A 26,318-nucleotide genomic window follows, 5' to 3' on the forward strand; every position below is an offset into this window, starting at 1 on the left:
GGAGTGGGACCCCCGCCGTCCGAAACCCGGCGGTCAGCTCGTGGCGGTGCTGACCTGGAGCTGCTTGATCCCGTTGAGCCATGCCGAACGCAGCCGCCGAGGATCGCCGACCAGCCGCAGATCGGGCAGTACGTCGGCGATCGCGTTGAAGATCAGGTCGATCTCCATCACGGCAAGGGACTTGCCGAGGCAGAAGTGCGGACCGCCGCCGCCGAAACCGAGGTGGGGGTTGGGGTCGCGGGAGATGTCGAAGGCCTCCGGGTTCTCGAAGACCTCGGGGTCGTTGTTGGCCGACGAGTAGAACAGCCCGACCCGGTCGCCCTTCTTGATCCGCTGCCCGCCCAGTTCGGTGTCCTGGGTGGCGGTCCGCTGGAAGGAGACCACGGGGGTGGCCCAGCGGACGATCTCCTCGGCGGTCGTCTCCGGGCGTTCGCGCTTGTAGAGCTCCCACTCGTCGGGGTGGGTGAGGAAGGCGTGCATGCCGTGGCTGATGGCGTTGCGGGTGGTCTCGTTGCCGGCGACGGCGAGCAGGATCACGAAGAAGCCGAACTCGTCGGAGGAGAGGTTCCCTTCGCCCTCCGCGGCGACCAGCTGGGAGACGATGTCCTTGGCCGGGCACTCCTTGCGGGCGGCCGCGAGATTCATGGAGTACGAGACGATCTCCATGGCCGCCTCGGTGCCGACCTCCTCGGTGATCGCGTACTCGGGATCGTCGTACGCGGCCATCTTGTTGGACCAGTCGAAGATCTTGGACCGGTCCTCCTGCGGCACACCGATGAGTTCCGCGATGGCCTGGAGCGGCAGTTCGACGGCGATGTTGGTGACGAAGTCGAACGATCCGTCGTCGTCGGCCGCGGCGAGCGCCGTCTCGACGATCGAGCGGGCGCGGTCGCGCAGGGCCTGCTCCAGGGAGCGCACCGCCCGGGGGGTGAAGCCCCGCTGGACGATCTGGCGGACCCGGGTGTGCTCGGGCGGGTCCATGTTCAGCATGATCAGCTTCTGGACCTCGATCTGGTCCCGGCTGATCGACTCGTTGAAGCGGATGACCGCGGTGTTGGTGTGTGAGGAGAACAGCTCCGGGTGGGTGGAGACGTACTTGACGTCCGCATGCCGGGTGACGACCCAGTAGCCCTCGTCGTCGAAACCGGAGATGCCGGACGGCTGGGCGCACCACCAGACCGGTGCGGTCTGCCGCATCTGTGCGAACTCCGGGTGCGGAATGCGGGCTTGGAGCAGATCGGGGTCGGTGAAGTCGAACCCTTCGGGCAGATGGGGGCAGGACATCGGCAGCTCCAGGTCGGTCCGAGGGTCGCCCGGACGTTGCCTGACGACCCATCAGATGTTGACGGAAAGGTAGTAACGAGTTCTACAACTGGCAAGAGCGGCGGTCCGTTCTGTTGCGTGAAGAGTGAGTGGGGTCGGTATGAAGCGGGCGCAAGGAGCGTGCAGCACTCTTGCGTACCGGGGGTAAGCCTCATAAGACTGCTAAAGAACTAGAACGCGTACTAGTTCCATCCGCGGGCGCCGGGACGCCCCTGCGGAAGTGCGAGGAGAGGACGAGCTCATGGCCGCGGAACCCGTCATCGTCGAAGCCGTACGCACCCCCATCGGCAAGCGCCAGGGCGCGCTCGCCAATCTGCATCCCGGCTATCTGCTGGGCGAGACCTACCGAGAACTCCTCGGCCGCACCGGCATCCACGCCGACTGCGTCGAACAGATCGTCGGCGGCACGGTCACCCACGCCGGCGAACAGTCCATGAACCCGGCCCGCAACGCCTGGCTCGCCGTGGGCCTTCCGTACGAGACCGCCGCCACCACCGTGGACTGCCAGTGCGGTTCCTCGCAGCAGGCCTCCCACATGGTGGCCAACATGATCGCGGCCGGAGTCATCGACGTCGGCATCAGCTGCGGTGTCGAGGCCATGTCGCGGGTGCCGCTGGGCAGTGGCTCCAAGCACGGGCCGGGCAAGCCCTGGCCCGACGAGTGGAACGTCGACCTGCCCAACCAGTTCGAGGCCGCCGAGCGCATCGCCCGCAAGCGCGGACTGACCCGGGAGAACGTCGACTCGCTCGGGCTGATCTCGCAGGAGCGGGCCGCCGTGGCCTGGGCCGAGGAGCGGTTCAAACGGGAGACGTACGCCGTCCAGGTGCCGACCACGGAAGAGGAGCAGGCGGCCGGGCAGGGCATGTGGCGCCTGGTCGACCGGGACGAAGGGCTGCGCGACACGACCATGGAGGGGCTCGGCCGGCTCAAGCCCGTCATGCCCACCGCCATCCACACCGCGGGCAACTCCTCGCAGATATCCGACGGCGCCTGCGCGATCATGTGGGCCTCCAAGCGGATGGCACGCGCCCTCAAGCTCAAGCCCCGCGCCCGGATCGTCGCCCAGGCCCTGGTCGGCTCGGACCCGCACTTCCACCTCGACGGGCCGGTCGACGCGACCCGCGCGGTGCTCGGCAAGGCCGGGATGTCGCTCAAGGACATAGACATCGTCGAGATCAACGAGGCCTTCGCGTCCGTGGTGCTGAGCTGGACCCAGGTGTTCGGGCAGGACCTGGAGAAGGTCAACGTCAACGGCGGCGCCATCGCGCTCGGCCACCCGGTGGGCGCCACCGGGGCCCGTCTGATCACCACGGCCCTGCACGAACTGGAGCGCCGGGAAAAGGAGTTCGCCCTCATCACGATGTGCGCGGGTGGCGCACTGGCGACCGGGACGATCATCCAGCGGCTCTGAGGGACAGGCTGCCCCCCGGCCCCGGGGTGTTGTCAGGTGTACCCCGGGCCGGGGGCCCACGCCGATGTCGGCGCCGCGCCCGACGGCCTAGCGTCGCAGTCATGGAAAACGACAACAGCCGTACGGGGCAGCAGACTTCGCGCAAGGGCCGGCGCATCGCCCGCCGGACGACGGCCGCCGCGGCGCTGGTCCTCGCCGCCCTCGGCGCCGCCCCCGCCATGGCACACCAGCCCGCCGGGACACCGGGGGCACAGCACCGGGCCACTGTCCAGGGCAGAGGGACCCTGCTGGGCATCACCCCCGTGGCCGAGCTCGACCGCGCGGACGTCGCCCGCTTCCTCGCCGCGGGCGGCATGGACACCGGCACCGTCCGCCACGGACTGCGGGCCTACCGCCTCACCTACCGCACCGTCACCCCGCAGGGCGCACCCACCACCGCGACCGGCCTCCTCGCCCTCCCCGAGGGCGGCCCCCACCGGCTCGACCTGGTCTCCGACGCCCACGGCACCATGGCCCACCGCGACTACGCCCCCTCCGTCGGCGAGGACTTCGGCCGCTTCGCCCCGTACCTCCACGCCTCCGCCGGCCGGGCCGTCGCCGCGCCCGACTACCTGGGCCTCGGCAAGGGCCCCGGACGCCACCCGTACATGGACACCAAGTCCTCCGTCACCGCCACCGTCGACATGCTGCGGGCCGCCCGCACCGCCGCGCAGCGCCTGGACCGGCCGCTCACCGGCGATGTGTACGCCAGCGGCTTCTCCCAGGGCGGCCAGGTCGCCATGGCCCTGGGCAAGGCCCTCGACAACGGAGCGGACCGGCACTTCAGGCTCCGGGCCCTGGCCCCCGTGTCGGGCCCCTACGACATCGAGCACGCCGAGACACCCGCCCTGTTCGACGGCAGGGTCAACGACACCAGCGCAGTCTTCTACATGTCGTACTACCTCACCGCGCAGAGCAGACTGCACCCGCTCTACAAGGACCCGTCCGAGGCGTTCCGGAAGCCGTACGCCTCGATCGTTGACGACCTCTTCGACACCAACCACACCGAGGAGGAGATCATCCCGGCGCTGCCCGCGACGCTGAAGGAGCTGCTCACCGACGACTACTACCGCCGGCTCCAGCACCTCACCGGCGGTCTGCTGGACGCGGCGCGTGCCCAGGACGGCAACTGCGCCTGGAAGCCGGACGTTCCGGTACGGCTCTACTCCTCGTCCGGCGACACCGATGTCCCGATCGCGAACGCCCGCCACTGCGCCGCCGATCTGGCGGCCCGGGGCGTCGGGGCCCCGGTGATCGACCAGGGCGGGGCCGACCACAACACCACGTACATGAAGTCGGGTCCGCAGATCGTCCGCTGGTTCGACACGGTGGCCGCGCGTCGCTGAGCGCGGCGGGCCGTGGGGCGAGGGGGAAGTGGGGGGAGCGGGGGAGTGGGGGAGTGGGGGAGTGGGGGGAACCCCGGCCGGTCGTCCGGCCGGGGCCCGCGTCGCCGGGGCGACGGCAGGCGTGCCTAGTACGGCATGTGGGTGGGGAAGGTGGCGGTGGGGCTGAACAGCGCCGCGTATCCCTCTTCGTGGTGGTGGCGGCGGTGCCGCCCGGACCGGCCGACGTCCGCGACCGGGGTCGCGAGAGTGAGCAGCCCGTCGTTGGCGAGTTCCTGTACGCGCATCAGCAGTGTGCGTACCTCCAGGCCGAGTTCGGCGGCCACCGTCTGCAGATCGAGACCGGACTCCCAGCTCCACAGCAGTACGGAGTCCATGCTCGGCGACCAGATGACGGTGTTCTCCATCTCGACGGGCGGAGACGGCGACGGGATATAGGCCAGGGTCCCGGTCGTGGCCGGCGCGGGGGCCGAGACCGGGGCCGGGGGCGCAGCCGGTGGTGGGGTGGGCTGCGTGGCCTTGGGCGGCGGCGGAGGGGTCTCGTCGGCCGGGCGCGGCAGGGGGTTCTCCGGCGCGGCGGCGGGCTCGGCCGGCGATTCGCCCGCCGGGGACGAGGACCGGCTCAGGAGCTTCTCGGCGAGGGACCGTGCGTCGGTGCGGCCGACGGTGCGTCGTGCTAATCGCACTTCCCGCTCGTTCAGGCCCATCAGGTCCGCGATCGATCCGTCGTCGCCGACCGTGACGGCGAAAGCGGCCAGCGTTCTGCTCCGCTCCGCCTGCGTCTCGTCCAGCAACGCCTGTGCGCGGCGCATGCGTTCGTCGCTGGCGCAGAAAGCTTCCGCCAGGACGGTGTTCCGCTCCCAGAATTCTCTTGGTTCCACGAGATTCACAACGCGCGGGTGGCCGCCGGGAATGTTCGGGCGAGCTAAATGCGCCTAAATGGACTAACGAGTAATAAGTCGGCCAAGTGATATCAAGTGCTATGTGCCTGGCGGATGGCCCGGTACGGACGCGGGCACGGCGAAGGCCCCGACCGGCGGTCGGGGCCTTCGTGCCGGAAGCGCCGGCTCAGTACCAGTGGTTGGCCTGCCAGAACGACCAGGCGGCGCACGGGCTGCCGTAGCGGGACTTCATGTAGTCCACGCCCCACTTGATCTGGGTCGTGGGGTTGGTCCGCCAGTCGGCCCCGGCGGAAGCCATCTTCGAGCCGGGCAGCGCCTGCACGAGACCGTAGGCGCCGGAGGAGGCGTTGGTCGCGTGGTGGTTCCAGCCGCTCTCGCGCTGGACGATGTTGCTGAAGCACCGGAACTGCGCGGCGTCGCCGATCATCGACTTCGCCGTGGCCTGCGCGCTCGCCGCGACCGACGCCGGCGCGGTGGCCGGAGCGGCCATGGCCGGGGTGACGCCGAGGCCCAGGCCGGTGGCGCCGAGGAGTACGGCGGCGACGGCGGACGTGCGGCGGGCGGTGCGGGGCTTGGCGAGGATGGTGCGGGCGAACGACACAGAGAGACCTAACGTCGGGTACGGGGGAGTCGCGGGCCGGTCCGGATCGTGCGGTGGTGCGGGTGGACCGGTCTTCGTCGACCGCGGTCCGGTTCGGCGGACCCTGCGGTGCTCGGCGACTCGTCCAGTGTTAGCGGCGGCCTTCAGCCACCGCAACGACCCCGGGTACGAGCCCGCCTGGTACCCGGACCCGAAGGGCCCGGACCGCCCCGGCCGCCCGGCGGGCGTCGCGGCAGGTCGGCGGGGGTGCCGGGAAGGGGCCCGGCCCCAAGGCGGCTACTACCTCCGATAGTGGTGGACCAAGGTCCTGTGGGAGCCCTCACTCGCGGGGAGCGTCAAATGTGACCTGGGCCTCGAAGTTGGCGCGGCGGGTGGCCCGCCGCAGCGCCTTCAGCAGCGCCGGACCGACCGCCAGCGTCAGCACCGCGGTGAGCGCCGCCCGGCCCAGGTCCCAGCCGAGCGAGGTGGCCACGCAGTACGCGAGGAAGCGGACCAGGTTGTCGGCCGGCGGATCGCCCGCGTGGAACGAGATGCCCGAGCCGGCCGGGGGCACCATCGTCCAGCCGTACAGGTTCATCACCGTGCCGTACGCGAACGACGCCACGAACCCGAACCCCGCCAGCATCAGCAGCTCGGCCCGCCCGCGCAGCCGGTCCGGGCCCGGCAGCAGGCCCGCGCCCATCGCGAACCAGCCCATCGACAGCATCTGGAACGGCATCCACGGCCCCACCCCGCCGGTGAGCAGCGCGGACGCGAACATCGTCACCGAGCCGAGCACGAAGCCGAAGCCGGGCCCGAGCACCCGGCCGCTCAGCACCATCAGGAAGAACATCGGCTCCAGCCCCGCCGTGCCCGCCCCCAGCGGCCGCAGTGCCGCGCCGACCGCGGCCAGCACCCCCAGCATCGCCACCGCCTTGGCGTCGAGACCGGAGTCCGCGATCATCGCCACGACCACCCCGACCAGCAGCGGCAGCAGCGCGGCGAACAGCCACGGCGCGTCCTGCGAGTGCGCCAGACCGGCATCGGGGCCGGCCAGCAGCGGCCAGCCGAACGCGACCACACCGATCGCGCTGACGATGACGAGCGCGGCGATCGCGCGCGGCCCGAGCCGTACCGGCCGCACCCGGCGCCCGCTCACGACGGTTCTCCCAGCGCGGCGCGCACCTGCGCCACGGTCAGCCACTCCTGCGGCGCGAGGATCTTCGAGGTCTGCGGCGCGAACGCCGGGGACGAGACCACCACCTGCCGGGTCTCCCCGTCCGCGACGGTCTCCCCGTCGGCGAGGATCACCACCCGGTGCGCCAGTTCCGCCGCGAGCTCCACGTCGTGCGTGGCCAGCACGATCGCGTGACCGTCGGCCGCGAGGCCCCGGAGCACCCCGACCAGCCGGGCCTTCGCCGCGTAGTCCAGACCGCGCGTCGGCTCGTCCAGGAGCAGCAGCGGGGGCCGCGCGGCGAGCACGACCGCCAGGGCGAGCGCGAGACGCTGGCCCTCGGAGAGATCGCGGGGATGGGTGTCGTCCGGCACGCCCGGCAGCAGCTCGGAGACCAGCGCCCGGCAGCTGCCCGGGGCGGCCCCCGCGTCGCTGTCGGCCGCGGCGCACTCGGCGGCGACGGTGTCCGCGTACAGCAGATCGCGTGGCTCCTGCGGTACGAGCCCGACCCGGCGCACCATCTCGCGCGGCTCGGTGCGGTGCGGGGTCCGGCCGCCGACCAGGACGGTGCCGGTGGTGGGCTCGACCATGCCGACGAGGGTGGCCAGCAGGGTGGACTTGCCCGCGCCGTTGCGGCCCATCAGGGCGACGGTCTCGCCGGGGGCGACGGTGAGCGTCACCCGGCGCAGCGCCTCGACCCGGCCGCGCCGTACGCCGAGCCGTTCGACCCGGGCCGTGGCGTCGGCGACGGGCTCGGGCACGTCGGGCGTCCGCGCGCCGCGGCCCAGCAGCCGGGCCAGGGCGCCGCGCCGCACCGGGGAGGGGGCCGGGGCCGGCAGGGCGGGGACGGACACCGGCTCCGGAGCGGGCGGACGCAGCGGAGCGAGCCGCTCGCGCAGGCCCGCCGCCCGGCGCCGGGCATCGCGGACCGAGAGCGGCAGCGGCTCCCAGCCCGCCAGCCGGCCCAGCGCGACGACCGGCGGGTGGACGGGGGAGAGGGCCATGACGTCCGCCGGCGCGCCCATGACCGGGGCGGCGCCCGGCGACGGCAGCAGCACGACCTGGTCCGCGTACTGCACCACCCGCTCCAGCCGGTGCTCCGCCATCAGGACCGTCGTGCCCAGGTCGTGCACCAGCCGTTGCAGCACGGCGAGGACCTCCTCGGCCGCCGCCGGGTCCAGCGCGGACGTCGGCTCGTCGAGGACCAGGACCTTCGGGTGCGGGGTGAGGACGGAACCGATCGCGACCCGCTGCTGCTGGCCGCCGGAGAGCGTGGCGATCGGCCGGTCGCGCAGCCCGGCGAGTCCCAGCAGGTCCAGGGTCTCCTCGACCCGCCGCCGCATCACGTCGGGGGCCAGGCCCAGCGACTCCATGCCGTACGCCAGCTCGTCCTCGACCGTGTCGGTGACGAAGTGGGAGAGCGGGTCCTGGCCCACCGTGCCGACCAGATCGGCGAGTTCACGCGGCTTGTGGGTGCGGGTGTCGCGCCCGTCGACCGTGACCCGGCCGCTCAGCGTGCCGCCGGTGAAGTGCGGCACCAGACCCGAAACGGCCCCGAGGAGCGTCGACTTTCCGACGCCGGACGGACCGACGAGCAGCACCAGCTCGCCCTCGGGAACGGTCAGATCGACCCCGGAGAGGGTGGCCCGCGCCGCCCCCTCGTAGTGCACCGAGACCTGCTCGAACCGGATCACTGGATCTCCTTGGAACGCGGGGCGCCCGCGGACGGCGGCACCGGGGCCACCACCGCGGGCAGCAGCCCGATCAGCACCGCGGCCGCGGGCCACAGCGGAAGCACCGGCGCGACCAGCGGTACGACTCCCGGGTGCAGCGCCGCCCCGTCGGCACCGCCCGCCCAGATCATCGCCGCCGCCACCGCGGCACCCGAACCCGCCACCAGCCAGGCCCGCGCACCCCACCGGTCGGGCCGGTAGCGGGTACGCACCGAACGGGCCCCGCCGAGCCGCAGCCCGGCCGCCGCGGCGACGAGCCCGGCGACCAGCAGCGGCAGCCCGTACACCGCACCCTGCGCGGCCAGCAGACCGTACGTACCGGCGCACACCCCGAGCAGCCCGCCGAGGGTGAGGACGTTCGTGGTGTGCCGGACGGCGGGCGGGACCTGGGCGGTGCGCCCGTATCCGCGCGCGTCCATCGACGCCGCCACCGCGACCGACCGCTCCAGCGCGCCCTCCAGGACCGGCAGCCCGATCTGGAGGACGGCCTTGACGCCGCCGGTCGGGCGGCCCCGCAGCCGCCGGGCGGTGCGCAGCCGCATCACGTCGGCGACCATGTTCGGCGCGAACGTCATCGCGACGACGACCGCGACGCCCGCCTCGTACAGCGCGCCCGGTAGCGACTTGAGCAGCCGGGCCGGGTTGGCGAGCGAGTTCGCCGCACCGACGCAGATCAGCAGGGTGGCCAGCTTCGCCCCGTCGTACAGCGCGAAGACCAGCTGTTCGGCGGTGACCCGGCCACCGATCCTGACCCCCTTCGCCCAGTCGGGCAGCGGCACCTCGGGGAGCGTGAACACCGTGTGGGTACCGGGGATCGGTGAACCGAGAAAGACGGAGAAGACCAGCCGCACACCGACGACGAACAGCCCGATCCGGATGAACGCCCCGTACGAACGGGCCCACGGCGCGTCCGTGCGGCGCGCCGCCACGACGTAACCGGCCACCCCCACCAGCATCCCGAGCAGCAGCGGATTGGTGGTCCGGGACGCGGCGGTGGCGAGGCCGAGCGCCCACAGCCACCAGGCCCCGGCGGGCAGGGCGTTGCTCCGGTTCGCCTCGGGGGCGCGCAGCGGGCGGCTGCGCGCCAGGACAGCGGAGCCGGTCGGGGCGGTCATCCGCGGCGGCGGCGGGACTGCACGACCGCGGCGACGCCGAGGAGGAGGACGGCGCCGACCCCGACGAGCACCCCGGCGGAGGGGCCGGAGGAACTGCCCGGACCGGAGGACGCGGCGGACCCGGCCGGCGCGGCCGAGGCGGAGGCGGATCCGGCAGGCGTGTCCCGCCCGTCGTCGGAGACCTGCTCACCGCAGCCCGAGGCCGGGTAGCCGGTGATCGCGCAGAGCATCGCGTCACTGCTGTACCGCAGCGGCTTCGCCACCGCGGCGAGCGCCTCCGCGGCGCTCGCGTCGGGGCTCACCCGCGCGCACGCGGTGCGCGGCGCGGGCGGTGTCTCACCGGCCGGGGCGTCCGAGGCCGTGCCCGGGTCGATGACGAGCGCGATCCGCTTGGTGCCGTCCTCGGCCGGGGTGTTCGCGCATATCTTCGTGAAGTCGGGGGCGCTGCGCGGCTTCGCCGAGTCCTGGGAGTCCTCGCTCACCGAGAACCGGAAACCCTGCACCGTCCCGTCGTCCGGCCGGACCAGGGACGGGCCCTGGGTGGCGTACGTCCAGTCGGAGCCGGAGTTCTCCCAGAACGACCAGTACCGGTAGCCGGCCGCCTGGGCCGGTCCCGCGCCGAGCACGGCCAGGACGGCGCCCAGGACCACCAGCAGAGCGGTGGTCCGTCCCGCGCGCCTCACGGCTGCCGGTTCTTGCGGCGGCCGCTGATCAGGAAGAACGCGATCGCGGAGAGGACGAGGCCGATGCCGATGTACCACCACACGCCGCCGATCACGTCGTCGCCGCTGTGGACCTGGTCCTTCTCGGTGGCCTCGTACCCGGTGTCGGCGGACGGGTCGGGCGTCACGACGGCGGCGGGCTCGGGGCCGGCCGCGTTCAGCCGGGCGACCAGGTCGACGCCGCCGAAGTCCCGGGCGTCGTCGCCGGTCGAGTGGGCGGCCAGGATCAGCTGGGCGTAGGCGGCCGGGCCGCTCCGGGCGGCCCAGTCCGCGGAGTTCTTCTTCAGCCAGCCGATGGCCCCGGCCGCCTTGTCCTGGTGGCCGGAGGCGGACAGGGCGACGACCGCGTCGGCGGTGTTGCCGAAGTCGGGCTGCGGGGTGGTGTCGGTGGCACCGGGCATCGGCGCCAGGTCCAGGTGGTTTCCGCCGGCGAGGGCGCCGACGAGGTAGTGGGCGCCGTTCTGGGCGGCCTGCTCGGGCGTGAGGCCGGAGCCCGGGTGGCAGCCGGGCGCCTTGCCCGCGGCGTTGTTCCCGACGGCCATCGCCTTGCCCATCGTGCCGAGCACGGCGGCCGCGGTGGCATCCGCGTTCGCGGTGAGCTTCCCCTTCTTGTCGGGCTGGTACGCGAAGGCACCGCCGTCCTTGCCGCCGCACGGGATCGCGAGCGCGAGCAGTGGGTCGTAGGGGGTCTTCCCGCCGGGGGTCGTGATGTCCGCGAGCCGCTGCCCCTGCCGGGCGAGGGCGCCGATCACCAGGGAGGTGGAGTTGGCGTCGCTGGGCGCTTTGGCGGTGTAGCCCCAGCCGCCGTCCTCGTTCTGCACGGACTTCAGCCAGCGCACCGAGTCGTTCACGGTCTCCCGGTGCCCGCCGACCTCGACCAGCGCCTGGGCGGCGGCCGCGGTGGCGTTGGTGTCCCGCACCGTCTTCGCGTCGCACGGCTTGGAGACATCGGGCCGGAACGCGGCGTAGGAGCCGTCGGCGCACTGCTGGGAGACCAGCCAGTCCACCGACTTCGCGGCCGGAGTGACCCCTTCCAGCCGCTGGGCGAGGAAGGACATCGACTGCCGCCACACCCCGTCGTAGGTGGGGTCGCCCGTGCCGTACAGCCCGGCGGGCAGTGCGGCGGACGGCGAGGGCGAGGGGGACGGCGCTGCGACCGCGACCGGCGCTGCGGCCGCGCAGAGCACGGCGGCGGTGGCGGCGAGCGTCGCTGCGCTGCGGCGTACGGTCATGGCGGGCGGGGCCTCTCCTGCGGGGTGAACCGGGCACAGGCACGCTCAGGCACCAGGCTCCGGCTCCGTATACCTCGACGGTGCCGACCACCGGTGGGTCCGGTGGTCCGAGCCGGTCACGACCGCGGACAGGGCATTCCGACTCACCGTCTCCCAGACGGTTCACGGCTGCGTGGTCAGTGCCGGATTCGCACCGGCTTCCCCCTGAACGGGCATGATGACGACCCGCACACTCTACCGGGCGGGCCCGGCCGGGCCCGGGGCGGCTTCGGCCCGCCGGCGACGCGGAACACCCACCGGAGGGCAACGGGGGAAACCCACTGGCGAGTTCGGCCCCGAACGGACGACCATGTCCCGCATGAGCGATCAACCCGCACGCTGGACCCAGGCGACCGTCTACCCCGACATGTGGGCGGACCCGGACGACGACCCCCGCAGCAAGGAGGGCACGAACCCGGAGGGCGAGCTCGCGACGCTCGCGGAGTATCTCAACGACTACCGGCTGACCCTGCGGATGAAGTGCGACGGCCTGGACGCGGAGCAGCTGGCCCGCCGCTCGGTCCCGCCGTCGACGCTGTCACTGCTCGGCCTCCTGCGCCACCTCGCCGAGGTGGAGCGGGACTGGCGCAACTGGATCACCGACGGCGAACCGCTGCCCAAGCTGTACGGCAAGCGTGACGCGGACTTCGACGGAGCCGTCGCCGACCAGGCCGTGGTCGACGCCGCCTACGCCGACCTGGAACGCGAGCAGGCCGCGACCGACGCCGCGCTGGCCGGCCACCCGGACCTGGGCGAGCGGCTGGGGAAGGACCGGATCTCCGTCCGGGAGCTGCTGGTGCACAGGATCGAGGAGTACGCCCGGCACTGCGGGCAGGCCGACCTGCTGCGCGAGTGCATCGACGGACGGGTGGGCCAGTGATGCCCGGCCGGTGAGCCGAACCGCGCGGGGCGGAGCGGCCCGCCCCGCACTCACACGGCCGTGTACGTCACCGGCTCGCTCCCCGGCACCGCCTCCGCGCGCCCGAGCTTCACCAGCCGCCGCAGATGGGCCTCCGCCTCCGAGACGGCGATGTTCCGGGAACCGTGCGGGATCTGCTCCCAGGGCCGGTTCCACTCCATCCGCTCGGCCAGCTCCCACGGCGTCAGCGGCTCCGCGAGCAGTCCGAGCAGCCCGGTGAGCCGCTCCTCGTGATGGCCGAGGAGCTCTTCCACACGTCCCGCCGCATCGGTGAAGGCGTACTGATGGGCGGGCAGCACCTCGGCGGCCCCGAGCCGGCCGATCCGCTCCAGCGAGTCGAGGTAGTCGCCGAGGGGATCGCTCACCGTCGTGTCGTCGGGGTCCTCGTACAGCCCGATGTGCGGACTGATCCCCGGCAGCAGATGATCCCCGGAGAAGAGCCGCCCCCGGCCCGGCAGATTCCCCGGATGTTCCTCCTCCAGATGCAGGCACACATGCCCCGGTGTGTGCCCGGGCGTCCAGATCGCCCGCAGCCTGCGCCCCGCCAGATCGAGCAGCTCACCGGGGACGATCTCCCGGTCCGGCAGCGCGGCCCGCAGCCCCGGCAGCGCCCGCGCCCGCCCCCCGGCGGCCGCGGCGGCCCGCAACGGCGCGAGGTGCTCCTCGGGTGCGCCGACCGCCGTGAGCTTGGCCGCGAGATACGTCAGCCATCTGCCGGGTTCGGACTCCCGGGTACGGCGCACGATCGCGGTGTCCGCCGCGTGCATGGCGATCCAGGCCCCGGAGGCCTCGCGCACCTGCCCGGAGAGCCCGTGGTGGTCGGGATGGTGGTGGGTGATGACCACCCCGTGGATGTCGGCCACCTCCGTACCGACGGCGGCGAGCCCGGCACCGAGCGTGTCCCATGCCTCGGGGTCGTCCCACCCGGTGTCGATCAGGACCGGGCCCCGGTCGGTGTCCAGGACGTGCACGAGGGTATGGCCGAGCGGATTGTCCGGGATGGGCACCTTGATGCTGTGCACGCCCCCGCCGTGGTCGGTCACCTGCGCCATGAGGTCCCCATCTCTCCAGACAACGTGCGGAATTGCGGCTCCGGTGCGTCGCCCCCACTGTAACGAGAACTTGTTCCAGTAGTAGCCCTGGTCGACCATCTCGTCCGGGGTGCCGTCGCGGCCGTGGACTCCTGGAACTGGAACTGGTATCAGTTCTGACAGAGAGTCAGATGCCGGGTCGGGCACCGATCCGGGCAACGCGCCGGGCCGCGGGAGGCAGCAGCCATGACCGAGCTTGTCGAACACGGAAAACTGTTCATCGGCGGGGAGCTGGTCGATCCGCTGGGCCGGGACACCATCGAGGTCGTCTCGCCCCACACCGAGCAGGTCATCGGCCGGGTGCCGCATGCCTGCGAGGCGGATGTGGACCGGGCTGTCGCGGCCGGGCGGCAAGCGTTCGACGAGGGGCCCTGGGCGCGGATGGGCCTGGACGAGCGGATCGCGGTGGTCACCCGGATCAAGGACGGGTTCGCCGCGCGGTACGAGGAGATCGCCCGGGTCATCAGCTCGGAGAACGGCACCCCGTACACATCGAGCGTCATGGTGCAGGCGCTCGCCGCGATGATGGTGTGGGACTCGGCGATCACCGTCGCCCGCGACTTCCCGTACGAGGAGCGGCGGGCCGGGGCGCTCGGGCCGCTGCTGGTGCGCCGGGAGCCGGTCGGGGTGGTCGCGGCCGTCGTGCCGTGGAACGTCCCGCAGTTCACCGCCGCGGCCAAGCTCGCGCCCGCACTGCTGGCCGGCTGCTCCGCCGTGCTCAAGGTCTCGCCCGAATCCCCGCTGGACGCCTACATCCTGGCCGAGATCGCCGCCGATGCCGGGCTGCCGGAGGGAGTGCTGTCGATCCTTCCGGCCGACCGCGAGGTCAGCGAGTACCTGGTCGGGCACCCCGGCGTCGACAAGGTGTCGTTCACCGGTTCCGTGGCCGCCGGGCGCCGGGTGATGGAGGTCGCCTCCCGCAACCTCACCCGGGTCACCCTGGAACTGGGCGGCAAGTCCGCCGCCGTGATCCTCCCCGACGCCGATCTGGACGCCGCCGTCGCGGGCATCGTTCCCTTCGCCTGGATGATCAACGGCCAGGCGTGCGTGGCCCAGACCCGCATCCTCGTCCCGCGCTCCCGCTACGACGAGACGGCCGAGGCCTTCGCCGCCGCGGCGGGTGCGCTGAAGGTCGGCGATCCGCTGGACCCCGCCACCGAACTCGGCCCCCTGGTCGCGCGGCGCCAGCAGCGGCGCTCGCTCGACTACATCCGGATCGGGCAGGACGAAGGCGCCAAGATCCTCACCGGCGGCGGCCGTCCGGCCTCCCAGGAGCGCGGCTGGTACGTCGAGCCGACCCTCTTCGGGGACGTCGACAACTCCATGCGCATCGCCCGCGAGGAGATCTTCGGCCCCGTCATCTGCCTGCTGCCGTACGGCGACGAGGACGAGGCCGTACGGATCGCCAACGACTCCGACTACGGCCTCAGCGGCAGCGTCTGGACCGCCGACACCGGACGCGGCATCGACATCGCCCGCCGGGTCAGGACGGGCACGTACAGCGTGAACACCTTCAGCCTCGACATGCTCGGCCCGTTCGGCGGGTACAAGAACTCCGGTCTGGGGCGGGAGTTCGGCCCCGAGGGGTACGGCGAGTACTTCGAGCACAAGATGATCCACCTGCCGGCCGGATACGAGGGGGAATGATGGGGGACCGCTGGGCCGTCGAGGTCGACCGGGGGATCTGCATCGGCTCCGGGATGTGCCTGAACCACGCACCGGGCCGGTTCGCGCTGGACTCCGCCCGGCAGTCCCGCCCGTCGGCCCCGGAGACCGACGCCGACGAGCAGGTCCTCGCGGCCGCCGAGGGATGCCCGGTCGAGGCGATCACGATCACGCTGAGCGGCTCGGACGAGGTGGTGTTCCCTCCGGAGGAGTAGGCGGCGGGCAGCTCGTGCCCGAGCGGGCGAGGCGGAAGCCCACATCGTCGACGCGGAACGTCGGGTGGCTGCGGCGGCGGGCGGAGGCGCGGCAGCTCCAGTGCTCGTCGAACCAGCCGCCGCCGCGCAGCACCCGGTAGGTGCCGTACACCTCGGCGTCGTAGACGTCCCAGCACCAGTCCCAGACGTTGCCCAGCATGTCGTGGAGGCCCCACGGGTTGGGGGCCTTGCCGCCCACCTCGTGGATGCGTTCACGCGAGTTGTCGCGGTACCAGGCGATCTCGTCGATCTCCCCGTGGCGCGGCCCGGTCGTGCCGGCGCGGCAGGCGTGCTCCCACTCGGCCTCGGTGGGCAGCCGGTAGCCCTCGGAGGTCGCGTCCCACTCGATGGTGTCGTCCTCGTCGGCCGGGAGGCGGTACGCGGGCGCCAGCCCCTCGCGCAGGGACAGGGTGTTGCAGAACCGCACCGCGTCCCACCAGGAGACGGACTCGACGGGCAGCCGGTCCCCGCGCGCGGCGCTCGGGCGGAGGCCGGTGACGTGTGCGTACAGGCCCTGGGTGACGGGGACGGACGCGAGTCGGTACGGGGCCAGTCCGACCGCCCAACTGCGTTGCGTCCGCCGGTCCGTCAGCGTCACCGTTCCCGGCGGGACGTCGACCAGTTCGGTTCCCGTCCCCGGCGGGACGTCGACCAGTTCGGTTCCCGTACCCGTATGTGCGTGTGCGTCCATGACCAGGAGACCCTACTGGGGTGTACCGGACGGCCGGGCCCACCGCACGTCCGGCCCCGCCCCGCCACGTGGCTCGCGTGGGAGGTCGGCGGCTGGAAGGACCCCGTGGAAGCGGGCGCGCACGAGTCTCCGGTGGTCCGCGCCGGGATATCTCCCATGTGCCTAAATTTATCCAAGTGTTTCCTGTCGGAATTCATCCGTGTGTGATACACGCAAATGCGGCTGAAGGTTTGTGACCCCTCGGGATCCCGTTCCGCGCGAAAGGCGCGAAATGCGTGGATGCAACTTCCTGTTCGGTCAAATGACAGGTACGAAATGTTCAACCTATGATCAAGATTTTCACGCCTGCGGGGCCGCCGCCCCTGTGAGGCGCTGCGCGAGAGCGCCGTTGATCAGCGAGTGTGCCTGAAAGTGTTCATCACATCACGTTGAGTGCGTTTTTTCGATGCTGTTTCCGTCTCGTTACCGGGCGTACCGTCTCAACAGATTGTTGATCAAGATCCATGTCTCTCGGAATGCGAGAGATCTGGGTGAATTCGTCATGCCCTCATTCGTCATGTCCTCAAAAGGAGAAGGCATGCCCGCAGTGGAACAGGCGGCGCAGGCGCAGGGCCGGTCCGCACCCCGTTCCGGGCTGGTGCAACTGCGCGGCGTCGCCCAGGTCGCACTTGTTTCCAGCCCCTGGTCCGGGCTGCTGTTCACCGTCGCGCTGTTCGTCGGCGGATGGCGTATCGGTGTGTACGGACTGCTCGGCACCGCCTCGTCCGCCGGTGCGGCGGTCCTGCTGGGCGCCGACCGGCAGGGCGTGGCCAAGGGGCTCCAGGGCTACTGCGGTTGCCTCACCGGCATCGCCCTCGTCGTCCGGCTCGGTGCCTCGTGGCAGACCGCGGTGCTGGCCGTGCTCGGCGCGGCGGTCTGCTCGGTGCTGAGCGCCGCCGCGGGCCGCCTCCTCACCCAACTCGGGCTGCCCGTGCTGACGGCCCCCTACTGCCTGGTCGTCAGCGCCCTGACGATCGCGTTGCCGAACGGCCCGGTCACCGCGGGTCCGGCCGTCCGCGTCCCGGGGTTCACGGAGTTGACGGCCGCCGATGCCGGACGCGCCCTCTGCAACAACATCGGCCAGATCTTCTTCCTGGACAAGTGGTACGCCGGCCTGATCCTGCTCGCCGGGCTTCTCGTCGCCTCCCGGGCCGCGGCCCTCGCCGCGGCGGGCGCCAGCGCCCTCGCCCTGCTGACCGCCTGCGCGACGGGGCTGCCCGCCGACCGGATCGTCGAGGGGCTGTACGGCTACAACGCGGTGCTCTGCGCGATCGCCCTGGCGGCCACCTTCCTGCCCCGCACCCCCTGGACCGCCGGGTACGCCGCGCTCGCCGCCATGGCCTCGGTCCCCTTCGCCGCGGCCTGGGAAGCCTTCGCCCAGCCGTCCGGCACAACCCCCTTCACCTGGCCGTTCACCGTGACGACCTGGCTCTTCCTGGTGGCCGGTCCGGCTCTGGGCCGCCCCGGGCTCTCCGTCGAGAAAGCACCCTTCGAGAAAGCAGACGTGACGTCATGAACCTCGCACCGCGGGAAATCGACAAACTCCATGTCTACGTGGTCGCGGACCTGGCCCGCCGCCGCAGGGACCGGGGAACCAAGCTCAACTACAGCGAAGCCGCCGCCCTGATCACCGAGGCCGTCCTGGAGGCCGCGCGCGACGGCCACACCGTCGCCGAATGCATGGAGCTGGGCCGCACGGTCGTCTCCGGCGACGACGTGATGCCCGGAGTACGGGAGATGCTCACCGTCCTCCAGGTCGAGACGGCCTTCGTCGACGGAACGAAGCTGGTCACCTGCCACGACCCGATCAGCGCCTGAAAGACCGAGGAGACACAGATGTCGGGCGGAGCCCACTACCTCTACGGGGACGAACCCGTGGAGATCAATGCCGACCGGGCCAGGATCAGGCTCACCGTCGCCAACACCGGTGACCGGGCCGTCCAGATCGGTTCCCACTACCACTTCTTCGAGATCAACCGCGCGCTGCGCTTCGACCGCGAGGCCGCCTACGGCATGCGCCTGGACATCCCCTCCGGGACCGCCGTGCGCTTCGAGCCGGGCGACACCCGCGAGGTGGAGCTGTGCGCCTTCGCCGGCACCGGCCGGCTCACCGGCTTCGCCGGACTCGTCAACGGGGGCCTGTCGGCCCCGGACACCAAGCGCGTCGCGCTCCGCCGCGCCGCGGAACTCGGCTTCATCCACTCCGACGCCGACAGCGCCGGGACCAGGAACGAAGGGGACCGGATCTGATGGCGATCATCCCGCGCAAGCAGTACACGGACCTGTTCGGTCCCACCGTGGGCGACCGGTTCCACCTGGCCGACACCAACCTGGTCGTCGAGGTCGAGTACGACCACAACGCCGGTTCCTACGGCGAGGAGGCCGTCTACGGCGGCGGCAAGGCCATCCGCGACGGCATGGCCCAGGACCCCTCCGCCCTCAACCGCGAGGGCGCCCTGGACCTCGTCATCACCAACGTCGTGGTCCTCGACCCGGTCCTGGGCGTGGTCAAGGGCGACATCGGGGTCCGCGGCGGCCTGATCGTCGGCGTCGGCAAGGCGGGGAACCCGCACCTCCAGAGCGGCGTCGACCCCAAGCTCGTCATCGGCCCCGGCACCGAGGTGATATCCGGCGAGCACCTCATCGCCACCGCCGGCGGCGTCGACACGCACATCCACTTCATCGCGCCCCAGCAGGCCCAGGAGGGCCTGTCCAACGGCATCACCACCTTCTTCGGCGGCGGCACCGGACCCACCGACGGATCCAACGGCACCACCTGCACCCCCGGCCCCTGGAACATCCACCGGATGCTGGAGGCCGTGGAGGACCTGCCGGTCAACGTGGGGCTGCTCGGCAAGGGGAACGGCAGCCTGCCCGAGGCGCTGCGCGAGCAGGTCGAGGCCGGAGCCGCCGGGCTGAAGGTGCACGAGGACTGGGGCGCCACCCCCGCCTCGATCGACACCGCGCTGAGGGTCGCCGACGAGTACGACGTCCAGATGGCCATCCACACCGACACCCTCAACGAGGGCGGCTTCTACGAGGACACCCTCTCGGCGATCGACGGCCGGACCATCCACACCTTCCACACCGAGGGCGCGGGCGGCGGCCACGCCCCCGACATCATCCGGGTGTCGGGCGAGGCCAACGTACTGCCGGCCTCCACCAACCCCACCCTGCCGTACACGGTCAACGCGGTGGACGAGCTGCTGGACATGGTGATGGTCTGTCACCACCTGTCCCGGGACATCCCCGAGGACGTCTCGTTCGCCGACAGCCGGGTCCGCGCGGAGACGATCGCGGCGGAGACCGTGCTGCACGACCTCGGGGTCATCAGCATCTTCTCCTCGGACTCCCAGGCCATGGGCCGGGTCGGCGAGTCCTTCGTCCGCGCCTTCCAGACCGCGCACCACTGCAAGGAGATGCGCGGTCCGCTGGCGGAGGACAGCTCCCGCAACGACAACGCGCGGGTCCTGCGGTACCTGGCCAAGCTGACGATCAACCCCGCGCGGGCGGTCGGCGCGGCGGACGTGATCGGCTCCCTGGAGCCCGGGAAGCTCGCCGACATCGTGCTCTGGCCGATCCACTCCTTCGCCGCCAAGCCCAAGCTGATCATCAAGGGCGGCATGGTCAACTGGGCCCTGATGGGCGACCCCAACGCCTCCCTGCCGACACCGCAACCGGTGTACTACCGGCCGATGTTCGGCACCCACGGCCGCGCGAAGCAGCGCACCTCGGTGACGTTCATGTCCCAGGCGTCCATCGCCGCCGGGGTCCCCGGGGAACTGGGGCTGCAACGCCGGATCGAGCCCGTGCAGCGCTGCCGGACCATCGGCAAGCAGCACATGGTGCGCAACGACGCGCTGCCGCGCATCGAGGTGGACCCGGAGACGTACAAGGTCACCGTCGACGGGGAGCCCGCCACCATCGAGCCGGCCGAACGGCTCCCGCTCAACCACCTCTTCTACATCGTCTGACGACGCCCGAACGCACGGCATCGCCCGACGACCCGCCCGAACGGAAACCCCGGTGTGAACGACCCGATACCGATCCCGGCCCTGCTGACCGGGCTCCAGCTCACCGACTCGGCCTTCCCCAGCGGCTACTACACGCTCTCGCACGGCCTGGAGGGCTTCCAGCAGGCCCGCGCGGTCACCCCGTCGAGCCTGCCGGCGCTCCTGCACGACCTGCTGCGCCACAGTGTGGGCCCGGCCGATGCCACCGCCCTCGCGCTCGCCCACCGTGCGGTCACCGCCGACGACTGGGACGAGGTGGTGGCCGTGGAACAGCGGCTGCACGCCACCAAACTGGGCCGCGAGGCCCGGCAGGCCGCCGTCCGCACCGGACGGCAGCTGCTGGACCTGGCCGGCGAGGTGTACGGCACCGTGCCGATCGAGCGGTACCGGGGCCTCTACCGGGACGGCGCCGTACGCGGCTGCCAGCCGGTCGTCGCCGCCGTCGTCCACGCGGGCAACAAGCTGCCCGTCCGCCAGGCGGTCACCTGCGAACTGTTCGCCTTCGCGGCCAGTTTCGTGGGGGCCGCCATGCGGCTGCGGCTCACCGACCACCGCCGCGCGCAGGTCGTCCTGCACGGGGCCGCCCCGGTCATCGAGGAGACCGTCGACGCGGCCCTGGAGCGGGAACTGCCCGACATCGGCGGCTGCGTCCCGGTGGCCGACGTCATGGCCGGCCGCCACGAGCGCGCCGAGGCACGGCTGTTCGCCAGCTAAGGGCTGTCCCCGTACCCCTTCCACCGCACCCACACCACCAGGACAAGGACCCCCATGCACGACCCCATGCAGGCCAGGCACCACCACCACGACCACGACGAGCTGATGCGGCGGCCGAAGGACGGCGTGCTGCGCGTCGGTGTCGCCGGCCCGGTCGGCTCCGGCAAGACCGCCCTGATCGAGGCGCTCGTCCCGGTGCTGATCGAGCGCGGCCGGACCCCCGCCGTCATCACCAACGACATCTTCACCACCGAGGACGCCGCGCATGTGCGCCGCACCCTGGCCGGGATCCTCGACGCGGACCGGATCGTCGGCGTGGAGACCGGGGCCTGCCCGCACACCGCCGTCCGCGACGACCCGACGATGAACCAGGCCGCCGCGGACGAACTCCTGGAGCGCTTCCCCGAGGTGGACACCCTGCTCTTCGAGAGCGGCGGGGACAATCTGACCCTCACCTTCAGCCCCGCGCTGGTCGACCTCTTCCTTTTCGTACTGGACACCGCCGAGGGCGACAAGATGCCGCGCAAGCGGGGGCCCGGCATCACCGAGTCCGAACTGCTCGTCATCAACAAGGTGGACATCGCCCCCTACGTCCGGTGCGATCTCGGCGTCATGGAGTCGGACGCCCACCGTGTCCGGGAAGGCCGGCCGGTGGTGCTGACCAACTCGCTCACCGGGGAGGGCCTCGGCACCATCGCCGACTTCCTGCTGTCCCACGAAGCCGCCCAGGAGACGGCCTCCGCATGACCGAGGCGCCCGCGCGGCTGGATCCCGCGCACTACGAACCCCGTCGGGTACCGGCCCGGATGCTCGACCTCACCGGGACCCCGGACACCCTGGCCGCCGGGCGCCCCGGCAAGGTCGGCCTGCTCGAACTGCGCTACGTACGGGTCGGCGGGCGGACCGAACTCGTCGACCGGTACCAGAAGTCACCGCTGCAGATCATGCGCCCGCTGTACATCGACCCGGCGCGCCCCGACCTCCCGGTGACCTATCTGATGTCCACCGGCGGTGGCATCATCCAGGCCGACCGCAACCGGATCGACATCGACTGCGGCCCCGGCACCTCGGTCCACCTGACCACCCAGGCCGCCACCAAGGTGCACCGGATGGAGTTCGACCACGCGACCCAGGTCGTCAACCTCGCGGCCGGCGAGGGGAGTTACGTCGAGTACCTGCCGGACCCCCTGATCCCCTACCGGGACGCACGCCTCTACCAGCACACCCGGGTGACCGTCGACCCGACCGCCACCGTGCTGCTGGGCGAGACGATCGCGGCCGGACGGCTGGCCCGCGGCGAACGGCACGCCTACCGGATGCTCTTCAGCGACCTGGAGATCCGGCGCCCCGACGGGACGCTCCTGGCCGTGGACACCGTCCGTCTCGATCCGCAGGGTTTGGGCCCGGTCACCGGACCCGCCGTCCTCGGGGACCACGACCTGATGGCCACCCTGTACGCGGTCACCCCGCTCGCCCCCGCGGACCGGGTCGCCGACACCCTCCACGAGGCGCTCGCCCCGACCGGCCTGGCCTTCGGGGTGAGCACCCTGCCCGACGACTGCGGGGCGTGGGTCCGGGTCGTCGGCAGCGACCCGCCCGCCCTCACCCGCGCGATGCGCGCCGTGTGGGACGCGGTGCGGCGGATGCTCATCGGCGTCCCGGCCCCGGACCTGCGCAAGACCTGACCGCGCCGGGCCGGACACCCGCGCCGGACACCGCTCAGGCCGTGCACCCGGTGTCCGCGATCACGAAGTAACCGGACGGCGACTCCCTCAGGGTGTGGGTGACGAAGACGTTGTACAGGCCCATGTTCTCGTCCGAGCCGTTGGCGTACACATGACCGCCCGCCGTCCGGGCCCGGCCCGCCGCCACCTGCGCGTAGTTGGTCGCCGTGAAGCACCGCGCGGGTGCGCCGCCGGTCGTGGTCGCGGTCACCTGGGCCGAGGCGGTGCCGGGCGTGCCCGACCCGTCGACCGCCGCCACCGTGTAGCGGTACGCCGTGCCGGCGGAGAGACCCGGGTCCGTGTACGAGGGGGAGGCGGTGGCGGCGACCTTCACGCCGTCGCGGTGCACCGCGTACGAGCCCGCGCCCGCGACCGTGTCCCAGGACAGCGAGACACTGTCCGCCGTGACGCCCGTGACCCGCAGGCCGGACGGGGCCGGAAGCTGCCCACCGCCGCCGGGAACGCCCTGGTCCAGGCCCCAGAAGACCCCGGTGTGGTACGTCGAGCAGATGGTGCTCAGGAAGTAGGCGGCCGTCGCCCCGCACTGATCGGTGCCCGAGCCGGGGCTCACGGGCAGACCGTGGCCCATCCCGGAGACGGAGTACGTCACCACCGCGGGATCGCCGGAGGCGTCGTCGTACACACTGCGCGTCGTGCCGCCGGGGAGGCTGTCGGTGGCCGACGGGGTCTGGCCGATGCCCCAGACGTCCGTCCACTGGTCGCGCAGGGCCGTGGCGTTGGCGGGGTACACGGTGTAGTCGGCGGTGCCCTGCCAGATCGCCACCCGGGGCCAGGGGCCCGAGTACCCGGGATAGGCGCCGCGCACCTTGTCGCCCCACTGCGCGGGCGTCAGCTTCTGCGGCCCGGTCTGGCAGCCCGACGCGCCCGCCTGGCTCGTCGCGCACTGGGCGGGCAGCCCCGAGGCCACGGAGCCGCCCGCGAACACGTCCGGGTACGCGGCCAGCAGATCGGCCGTCATGCCGCCGCCCGCCGAGAGGCCGGTGACGTACACCCGGCGGCCGTCCGAGCCGTACCGCTGCTTCGCGTACTCCACCATCTGCACGATCGAGGCGGCCTCGCCCCTGCCCCTGCTGTCCTCGGCCGGATCGAACCAGCCGAAGCAGGACAGCGCGTTGTTGGCGGCCGTGGTCTGCGGGAAGACCACGGCGAAGCCCCACAGATCGGCGTACTTCGGCCAGCCCGAGGACGTGTAGTAGTCGTTCGCGGTCTGGGTGCAGCCGTGCAGGGCGACGACCAGCGGCGCGTTCGCGGGCAGGCCGGCCGGGGCGTACTCGTACATCTGGAGGTTGCCGGGGTTCGAGCCGAAACCGGTGACCTGCTGCAGACCGCCGGCGGCCGCGGCCGGCTGCGCGGCGGCGGCCGTGCTCAGTGTCGCCGCGACGAGCGCGAGCGCGGCCGCGGAGGCGACGCGCCGCAGCAGACGTCGCAGGATCGATGGGCGCACGGGTGCCTCCTGGGTGGGGGAGCGGGGCCGTTCCGGCGGTGCGGGCACGAGCTGTGGGGCGGACCCTAGGAGGCGGGGACGTGCCCGCCCATGGGCCCGGCGGACACACCCCTGACCCGGCTGTGTGCGGCCCGGCCGTTGCGTCCGCTTGCCATGAAGTGCACTCCAAGGAGCAGACTCCCGCTCGACGCCCGCACCGAGACGGGCTATCGGGAGAGGACCCGCCGTGCGTTACCGCACCATCGGCACCAACCCCGCCACCCGCCGGAAGGTGAGTGTGCTCAGCCTCGGCGCCATGCTGATGGGCACGCTCACCGACGAGGCGACCTCCTTCGCGATCCTCGACCGGTACGCGGAGGCGGGCGGCACCTTCATCGACACCTCCGACAACTACGCGTTCTGGGTCAACGGCACCCGGGGCGGGGAGAGCGAGGCGTTGCTCGGCCGCTGGCGCCGCAGCCGGGGCGTCGGCGACGGGATCGTCATCGCCACCAAGCTCGGAGCCCGGCCCAACGTCCCCGCCACCGACTTCACCAAGGGCATCGTGGGCCTCTCCGCCGGGGTGGTCCGGGAGTCCGCGGAACGCAGCCTCGAACGCCTCGGCGTGGAGAAGCTGGACCTGCTGTACGCACACGTCCAGGACCGGGACGTCCCCCTGGAGGAGACCGTCGGGGCCTTCGGGGAGCTGGTCACCGAGGGCACCGTCGGACTGCTCGGGGTGAGCAACCACTGGGCATGGCAGGTGGACCGCGCCCGCAGGATCGCGGCGGACGCCGGGGTGCCGGGCTACGAGGTGCTCCAGTACCACCACAGCTATCTGCGCCGCCGCACGGACCAGCCCAGCTGGCGTTCGCCCGACGGCCAGGAGGGTGTGACCTCCGGGGACCTGCTGAGCTATCTGCGGGCCGAGCCGGAACTCGTCCCGGTGGCCTACTCCCCGCTGCTGGCCGGGGCCTACGTCCGTGCGGACAAGCCGCTGGGACCGGAGTTCGACCACCCGGGCACGCCCGCCCGGCAGGCCGCGCTGCGGGCGGTCGCGCAGGAGACCGGCGCGACCGTCAACCAGGTGGTCCTCGCCTGGCTCATCGGCGGCGAGATCCCGTTCGTCCCGCTGGTCGGCGCCTCCTCGGTGGCGCAGCTGGACGAGAGTCTGGCCGCGGTGGACCTGGAGCTGACCGCGGAGCAGCGGGCGGCACTCGACGCGGCACACTGACGGCCCGCCGCCGGACCCGCACCATGTGGGCCGTCACCATGCCGGGGTACGACGGTGTGTGCACCGGCCCCGTGTGACGGGGGCCCCGGCCTCCTTACGGTGACGGCCATGGAGACTCCTCAGCGCCCGGACCCCGGGCCCGCCCCGCTCACCGTCCCGCCGCCCGCGAACCCGCAGCTCGCCGGGCGCACCGCCCTGGTGACCGGCGCCGCGAGCGGGATCGGGCGGGCCTGCGCCCAGGCCCTGGCGGCGGCCGGCGCCCATGTGCACGTGGTGGACAAGGCCGCCGAAGCCGCGAAGAGCCTGGCGGAAGGGATCGGCGGGACGGCGTGGGTGGTCGACCTCTCCGATCCCGACGCGGTGGACACCCTGCCCGACGGCGCGGACATCGTGGTCAACAACGCCGGGCTCCAGCACGTCGCGCCCGTGCACGAATTCCCGCCGGAGCGCTTCGCGCTCATCCAGCGCGTCATGGTGGAGACCCCGTTCCGCATCTTGCGCCGGACCCTTCCGGGCATGTACGAACGCGGCTGGGGGCGCGTGGTCAACATCTCGTCCGTGCACGGACTGCGGGCCAGCCCCTACAAATCGGCCTATGTGACGGCCAAGCACGCACTGGAGGGGCTCAGCAAGGTGGTGGCGCTCGAAGCGGCGGGGCACGGGGTGACGAGCAACTGCGTCTGCCCCGGCTACGTACGCACCCCGCTGGTCGAGAACCAGATCGCGGACCAGGCCCGTACGCACGGCATCTCCGAGGAGGAGGTGGTGGGCCGGGTCATGCTGGAACGCAGCGCGATCAAGCGGCTGATCGAGCCCGGTGACGTCGCCGAGGCCGTGCTGTGGCTCTGCGGGCCGCGCACCGGGCACATCACCGGGACCTCGCTCTCCATGGACGGCGGCTGGACCGCCAATTGATC

25 protein-coding genes and 1 riboswitch are annotated in these 26,318 nt (G+C 72.3%); of the genes, 14 read left to right on the forward strand and 11 right to left on the reverse strand.

The window, feature by feature from the left end; all coding sequences use genetic code 11:
- Positions 1-33 precede the first annotated feature (33 nt).
- A complete protein-coding gene (locus tag ACWCPY_RS03095) occupies positions 34-1,284 on the reverse strand; it encodes a cytochrome P450 (RefSeq protein WP_451262569.1) in 1,251 nt (416 codons plus the stop codon).
- A gap of 280 nt (positions 1,285-1,564) precedes the next feature.
- Here ACWCPY_RS03095 and ACWCPY_RS03100 point away from each other — a divergent pair, with 280 nt between their 5' ends.
- Positions 1,565-2,734, forward strand: a complete 1,170-nt coding sequence (locus tag ACWCPY_RS03100; RefSeq protein ID WP_451262570.1) for a steroid 3-ketoacyl-CoA thiolase — start codon at positions 1,565-1,567, stop codon at positions 2,732-2,734.
- Between the two features lie 101 nt (positions 2,735-2,835).
- Positions 2,836-4,119: an alpha/beta hydrolase gene (locus tag ACWCPY_RS03105; protein WP_451262571.1), complete on the forward strand. Its 1,284-nt coding sequence runs from the start codon at positions 2,836-2,838 to the stop codon at positions 4,117-4,119.
- Between the two features lie 125 nt (positions 4,120-4,244).
- On the opposite strand, the gene ACWCPY_RS03110 is transcribed toward ACWCPY_RS03105, so the two are convergent.
- From ACWCPY_RS03110 to ACWCPY_RS03140, 7 genes are all read right to left on the reverse strand, one after another.
- Positions 4,245-4,997: a hypothetical protein gene (locus ACWCPY_RS03110; protein ID WP_451262572.1), complete on the reverse strand. Its 753-nt coding sequence runs from the start codon at positions 4,995-4,997 to the stop codon at positions 4,245-4,247.
- Between the two features lie 187 nt (positions 4,998-5,184).
- Positions 5,185-5,619, reverse strand: a complete 435-nt coding sequence (locus ACWCPY_RS03115) for an aggregation-promoting factor C-terminal-like domain-containing protein (protein WP_451262573.1) — start codon at positions 5,617-5,619, stop codon at positions 5,185-5,187.
- Between the two features lie 319 nt (positions 5,620-5,938).
- On the reverse strand, positions 5,939-6,757 hold the full coding sequence (locus tag ACWCPY_RS03120) for an ECF transporter S component (RefSeq protein ID WP_451262574.1): 819 nt from the start codon (positions 6,755-6,757) through the stop codon (positions 5,939-5,941).
- Complete coding sequence (locus ACWCPY_RS03125; protein ID WP_451262575.1) at positions 6,754-8,466, reverse strand: ABC transporter ATP-binding protein; 1,713 nt, start codon at positions 8,464-8,466, stop codon at positions 6,754-6,756. The genes ACWCPY_RS03120 and ACWCPY_RS03125 overlap by 4 nt, the downstream gene beginning before the upstream one ends.
- Complete coding sequence (locus ACWCPY_RS03130; protein WP_451262576.1) at positions 8,463-9,620, reverse strand: energy-coupling factor transporter transmembrane component T; 1,158 nt, start codon at positions 9,618-9,620, stop codon at positions 8,463-8,465. The genes ACWCPY_RS03125 and ACWCPY_RS03130 overlap by 4 nt, the downstream gene beginning before the upstream one ends.
- Entirely contained in the window at positions 9,617-10,303 is a 687-nt protein-coding gene (locus ACWCPY_RS03135) for an SCO2322 family protein (RefSeq protein ID WP_451262577.1), read from the reverse strand. Before ACWCPY_RS03135 ends, ACWCPY_RS03130 begins: the two co-directional genes overlap by 4 nt.
- Positions 10,300-11,574 carry a prenyltransferase/squalene oxidase repeat-containing protein gene (locus tag ACWCPY_RS03140; protein ID WP_451262578.1) on the reverse strand — a complete coding sequence of 425 codons (1,275 nt, stop codon included), beginning with the start codon at positions 11,572-11,574 and terminating at the stop codon, positions 10,300-10,302. Before ACWCPY_RS03140 ends, ACWCPY_RS03135 begins: the two co-directional genes overlap by 4 nt.
- A 110-nt stretch (positions 11,575-11,684) precedes the next feature.
- A riboswitch (cobalamin riboswitch) is annotated at positions 11,685-11,818 on the reverse strand.
- Between the two features lie 105 nt (positions 11,819-11,923).
- On the opposite strand from ACWCPY_RS03140, the gene ACWCPY_RS03145 reads away from it, so the two are divergent.
- Positions 11,924-12,493: a DinB family protein gene (locus ACWCPY_RS03145; RefSeq protein WP_451262579.1), complete on the forward strand. Its 570-nt coding sequence runs from the start codon at positions 11,924-11,926 to the stop codon at positions 12,491-12,493.
- A gap of 50 nt (positions 12,494-12,543) precedes the next feature.
- Here the strand turns inward: ACWCPY_RS03145 and ACWCPY_RS03150 are convergent, their stop codons facing one another.
- The gene (locus ACWCPY_RS03150) at positions 12,544-13,584 is read right to left on the reverse strand and encodes an MBL fold metallo-hydrolase (RefSeq protein WP_451262580.1); all 1,041 of its coding nucleotides are present in this window, start codon (positions 13,582-13,584) and stop codon (positions 12,544-12,546) included.
- Between the two features lie 225 nt (positions 13,585-13,809).
- On the opposite strand from ACWCPY_RS03150, the gene ACWCPY_RS03155 reads away from it, so the two are divergent.
- Both ACWCPY_RS03155 and ACWCPY_RS03160 read left to right on the forward strand, forming a co-directional pair.
- Positions 13,810-15,270, forward strand: a complete 1,461-nt coding sequence (locus ACWCPY_RS03155) for an aldehyde dehydrogenase (protein WP_451262581.1) — start codon at positions 13,810-13,812, stop codon at positions 15,268-15,270.
- Positions 15,270-15,503, forward strand: a complete 234-nt coding sequence (locus tag ACWCPY_RS03160; RefSeq protein WP_451262582.1) for a ferredoxin — start codon at positions 15,270-15,272, stop codon at positions 15,501-15,503. The genes ACWCPY_RS03155 and ACWCPY_RS03160 overlap by 1 nt, the downstream gene beginning before the upstream one ends.
- Here the strand turns inward: ACWCPY_RS03160 and ACWCPY_RS03165 are convergent.
- On the reverse strand, positions 15,457-16,233 hold the full coding sequence (locus ACWCPY_RS03165) for a formylglycine-generating enzyme family protein (protein ID WP_451262583.1): 777 nt from the start codon (positions 16,231-16,233) through the stop codon (positions 15,457-15,459). The genes ACWCPY_RS03160 and ACWCPY_RS03165 overlap by 47 nt on opposite strands.
- 577 nt (positions 16,234-16,810) lie before the next feature.
- Between ACWCPY_RS03165 and ACWCPY_RS03170 the strand changes: the two genes are divergently transcribed.
- The 7 genes from ACWCPY_RS03170 (at position 16,811) to ACWCPY_RS03200 (ending at position 22,684) form a co-directional block, all read left to right on the forward strand.
- Positions 16,811-17,788: an urea transporter gene (locus tag ACWCPY_RS03170; protein WP_451262584.1), complete on the forward strand. Its 978-nt coding sequence runs from the start codon at positions 16,811-16,813 to the stop codon at positions 17,786-17,788.
- Entirely contained in the window at positions 17,785-18,090 is a 306-nt protein-coding gene (locus ACWCPY_RS03175) for an urease subunit gamma (RefSeq protein ID WP_093543040.1), read from the forward strand. The genes ACWCPY_RS03170 and ACWCPY_RS03175 overlap by 4 nt, the downstream gene beginning before the upstream one ends.
- A gap of 18 nt (positions 18,091-18,108) precedes the next feature.
- Positions 18,109-18,522, forward strand: coding sequence for an urease subunit beta (locus ACWCPY_RS03180; RefSeq protein ID WP_451262585.1), 414 nt, complete (start codon positions 18,109-18,111; stop codon positions 18,520-18,522).
- On the forward strand, positions 18,522-20,246 hold the full coding sequence (gene ureC, locus ACWCPY_RS03185; RefSeq protein WP_353781388.1) for an urease subunit alpha: 1,725 nt from the start codon (positions 18,522-18,524) through the stop codon (positions 20,244-20,246). The genes ACWCPY_RS03180 and ureC overlap by 1 nt, the downstream gene beginning before the upstream one ends.
- A 54-nt stretch (positions 20,247-20,300) precedes the next feature.
- Positions 20,301-20,999 (forward strand): urease accessory protein UreF, encoded by a 699-nt coding sequence (locus ACWCPY_RS03190; RefSeq protein ID WP_451262586.1) that lies wholly within the window; start codon positions 20,301-20,303, stop codon positions 20,997-20,999.
- Between the two features lie 105 nt (positions 21,000-21,104).
- Complete coding sequence (gene ureG / locus ACWCPY_RS03195) at positions 21,105-21,746, forward strand: urease accessory protein UreG (RefSeq protein WP_451262814.1); 642 nt, start codon at positions 21,105-21,107, stop codon at positions 21,744-21,746.
- Complete coding sequence (locus tag ACWCPY_RS03200; RefSeq protein ID WP_451262587.1) at positions 21,743-22,684, forward strand: urease accessory protein UreD; 942 nt, start codon at positions 21,743-21,745, stop codon at positions 22,682-22,684. Before ureG ends, ACWCPY_RS03200 begins: the two co-directional genes overlap by 4 nt.
- A gap of 34 nt (positions 22,685-22,718) precedes the next feature.
- Here ACWCPY_RS03200 and ACWCPY_RS03205 read toward each other — a convergent pair whose 3' ends face one another.
- The gene (locus tag ACWCPY_RS03205; RefSeq protein WP_451262588.1) at positions 22,719-24,188 is read right to left on the reverse strand and encodes an extracellular catalytic domain type 1 short-chain-length polyhydroxyalkanoate depolymerase; all 1,470 of its coding nucleotides are present in this window, start codon (positions 24,186-24,188) and stop codon (positions 22,719-22,721) included.
- A gap of 226 nt (positions 24,189-24,414) precedes the next feature.
- On the opposite strand from ACWCPY_RS03205, the gene ACWCPY_RS03210 reads away from it, so the two are divergent.
- Entirely contained in the window at positions 24,415-25,401 is a 987-nt protein-coding gene (locus ACWCPY_RS03210; protein WP_451262589.1) for an aldo/keto reductase, read from the forward strand.
- A 108-nt stretch (positions 25,402-25,509) separates the two neighbouring features.
- Complete coding sequence (locus ACWCPY_RS03215) at positions 25,510-26,316, forward strand: 3-hydroxybutyrate dehydrogenase (protein WP_451262590.1); 807 nt, start codon at positions 25,510-25,512, stop codon at positions 26,314-26,316.
- Positions 26,317-26,318: the final 2 nt, after the last annotated feature.

The organism is Streptomyces sp. NPDC002403, assembly GCF_053593015.1.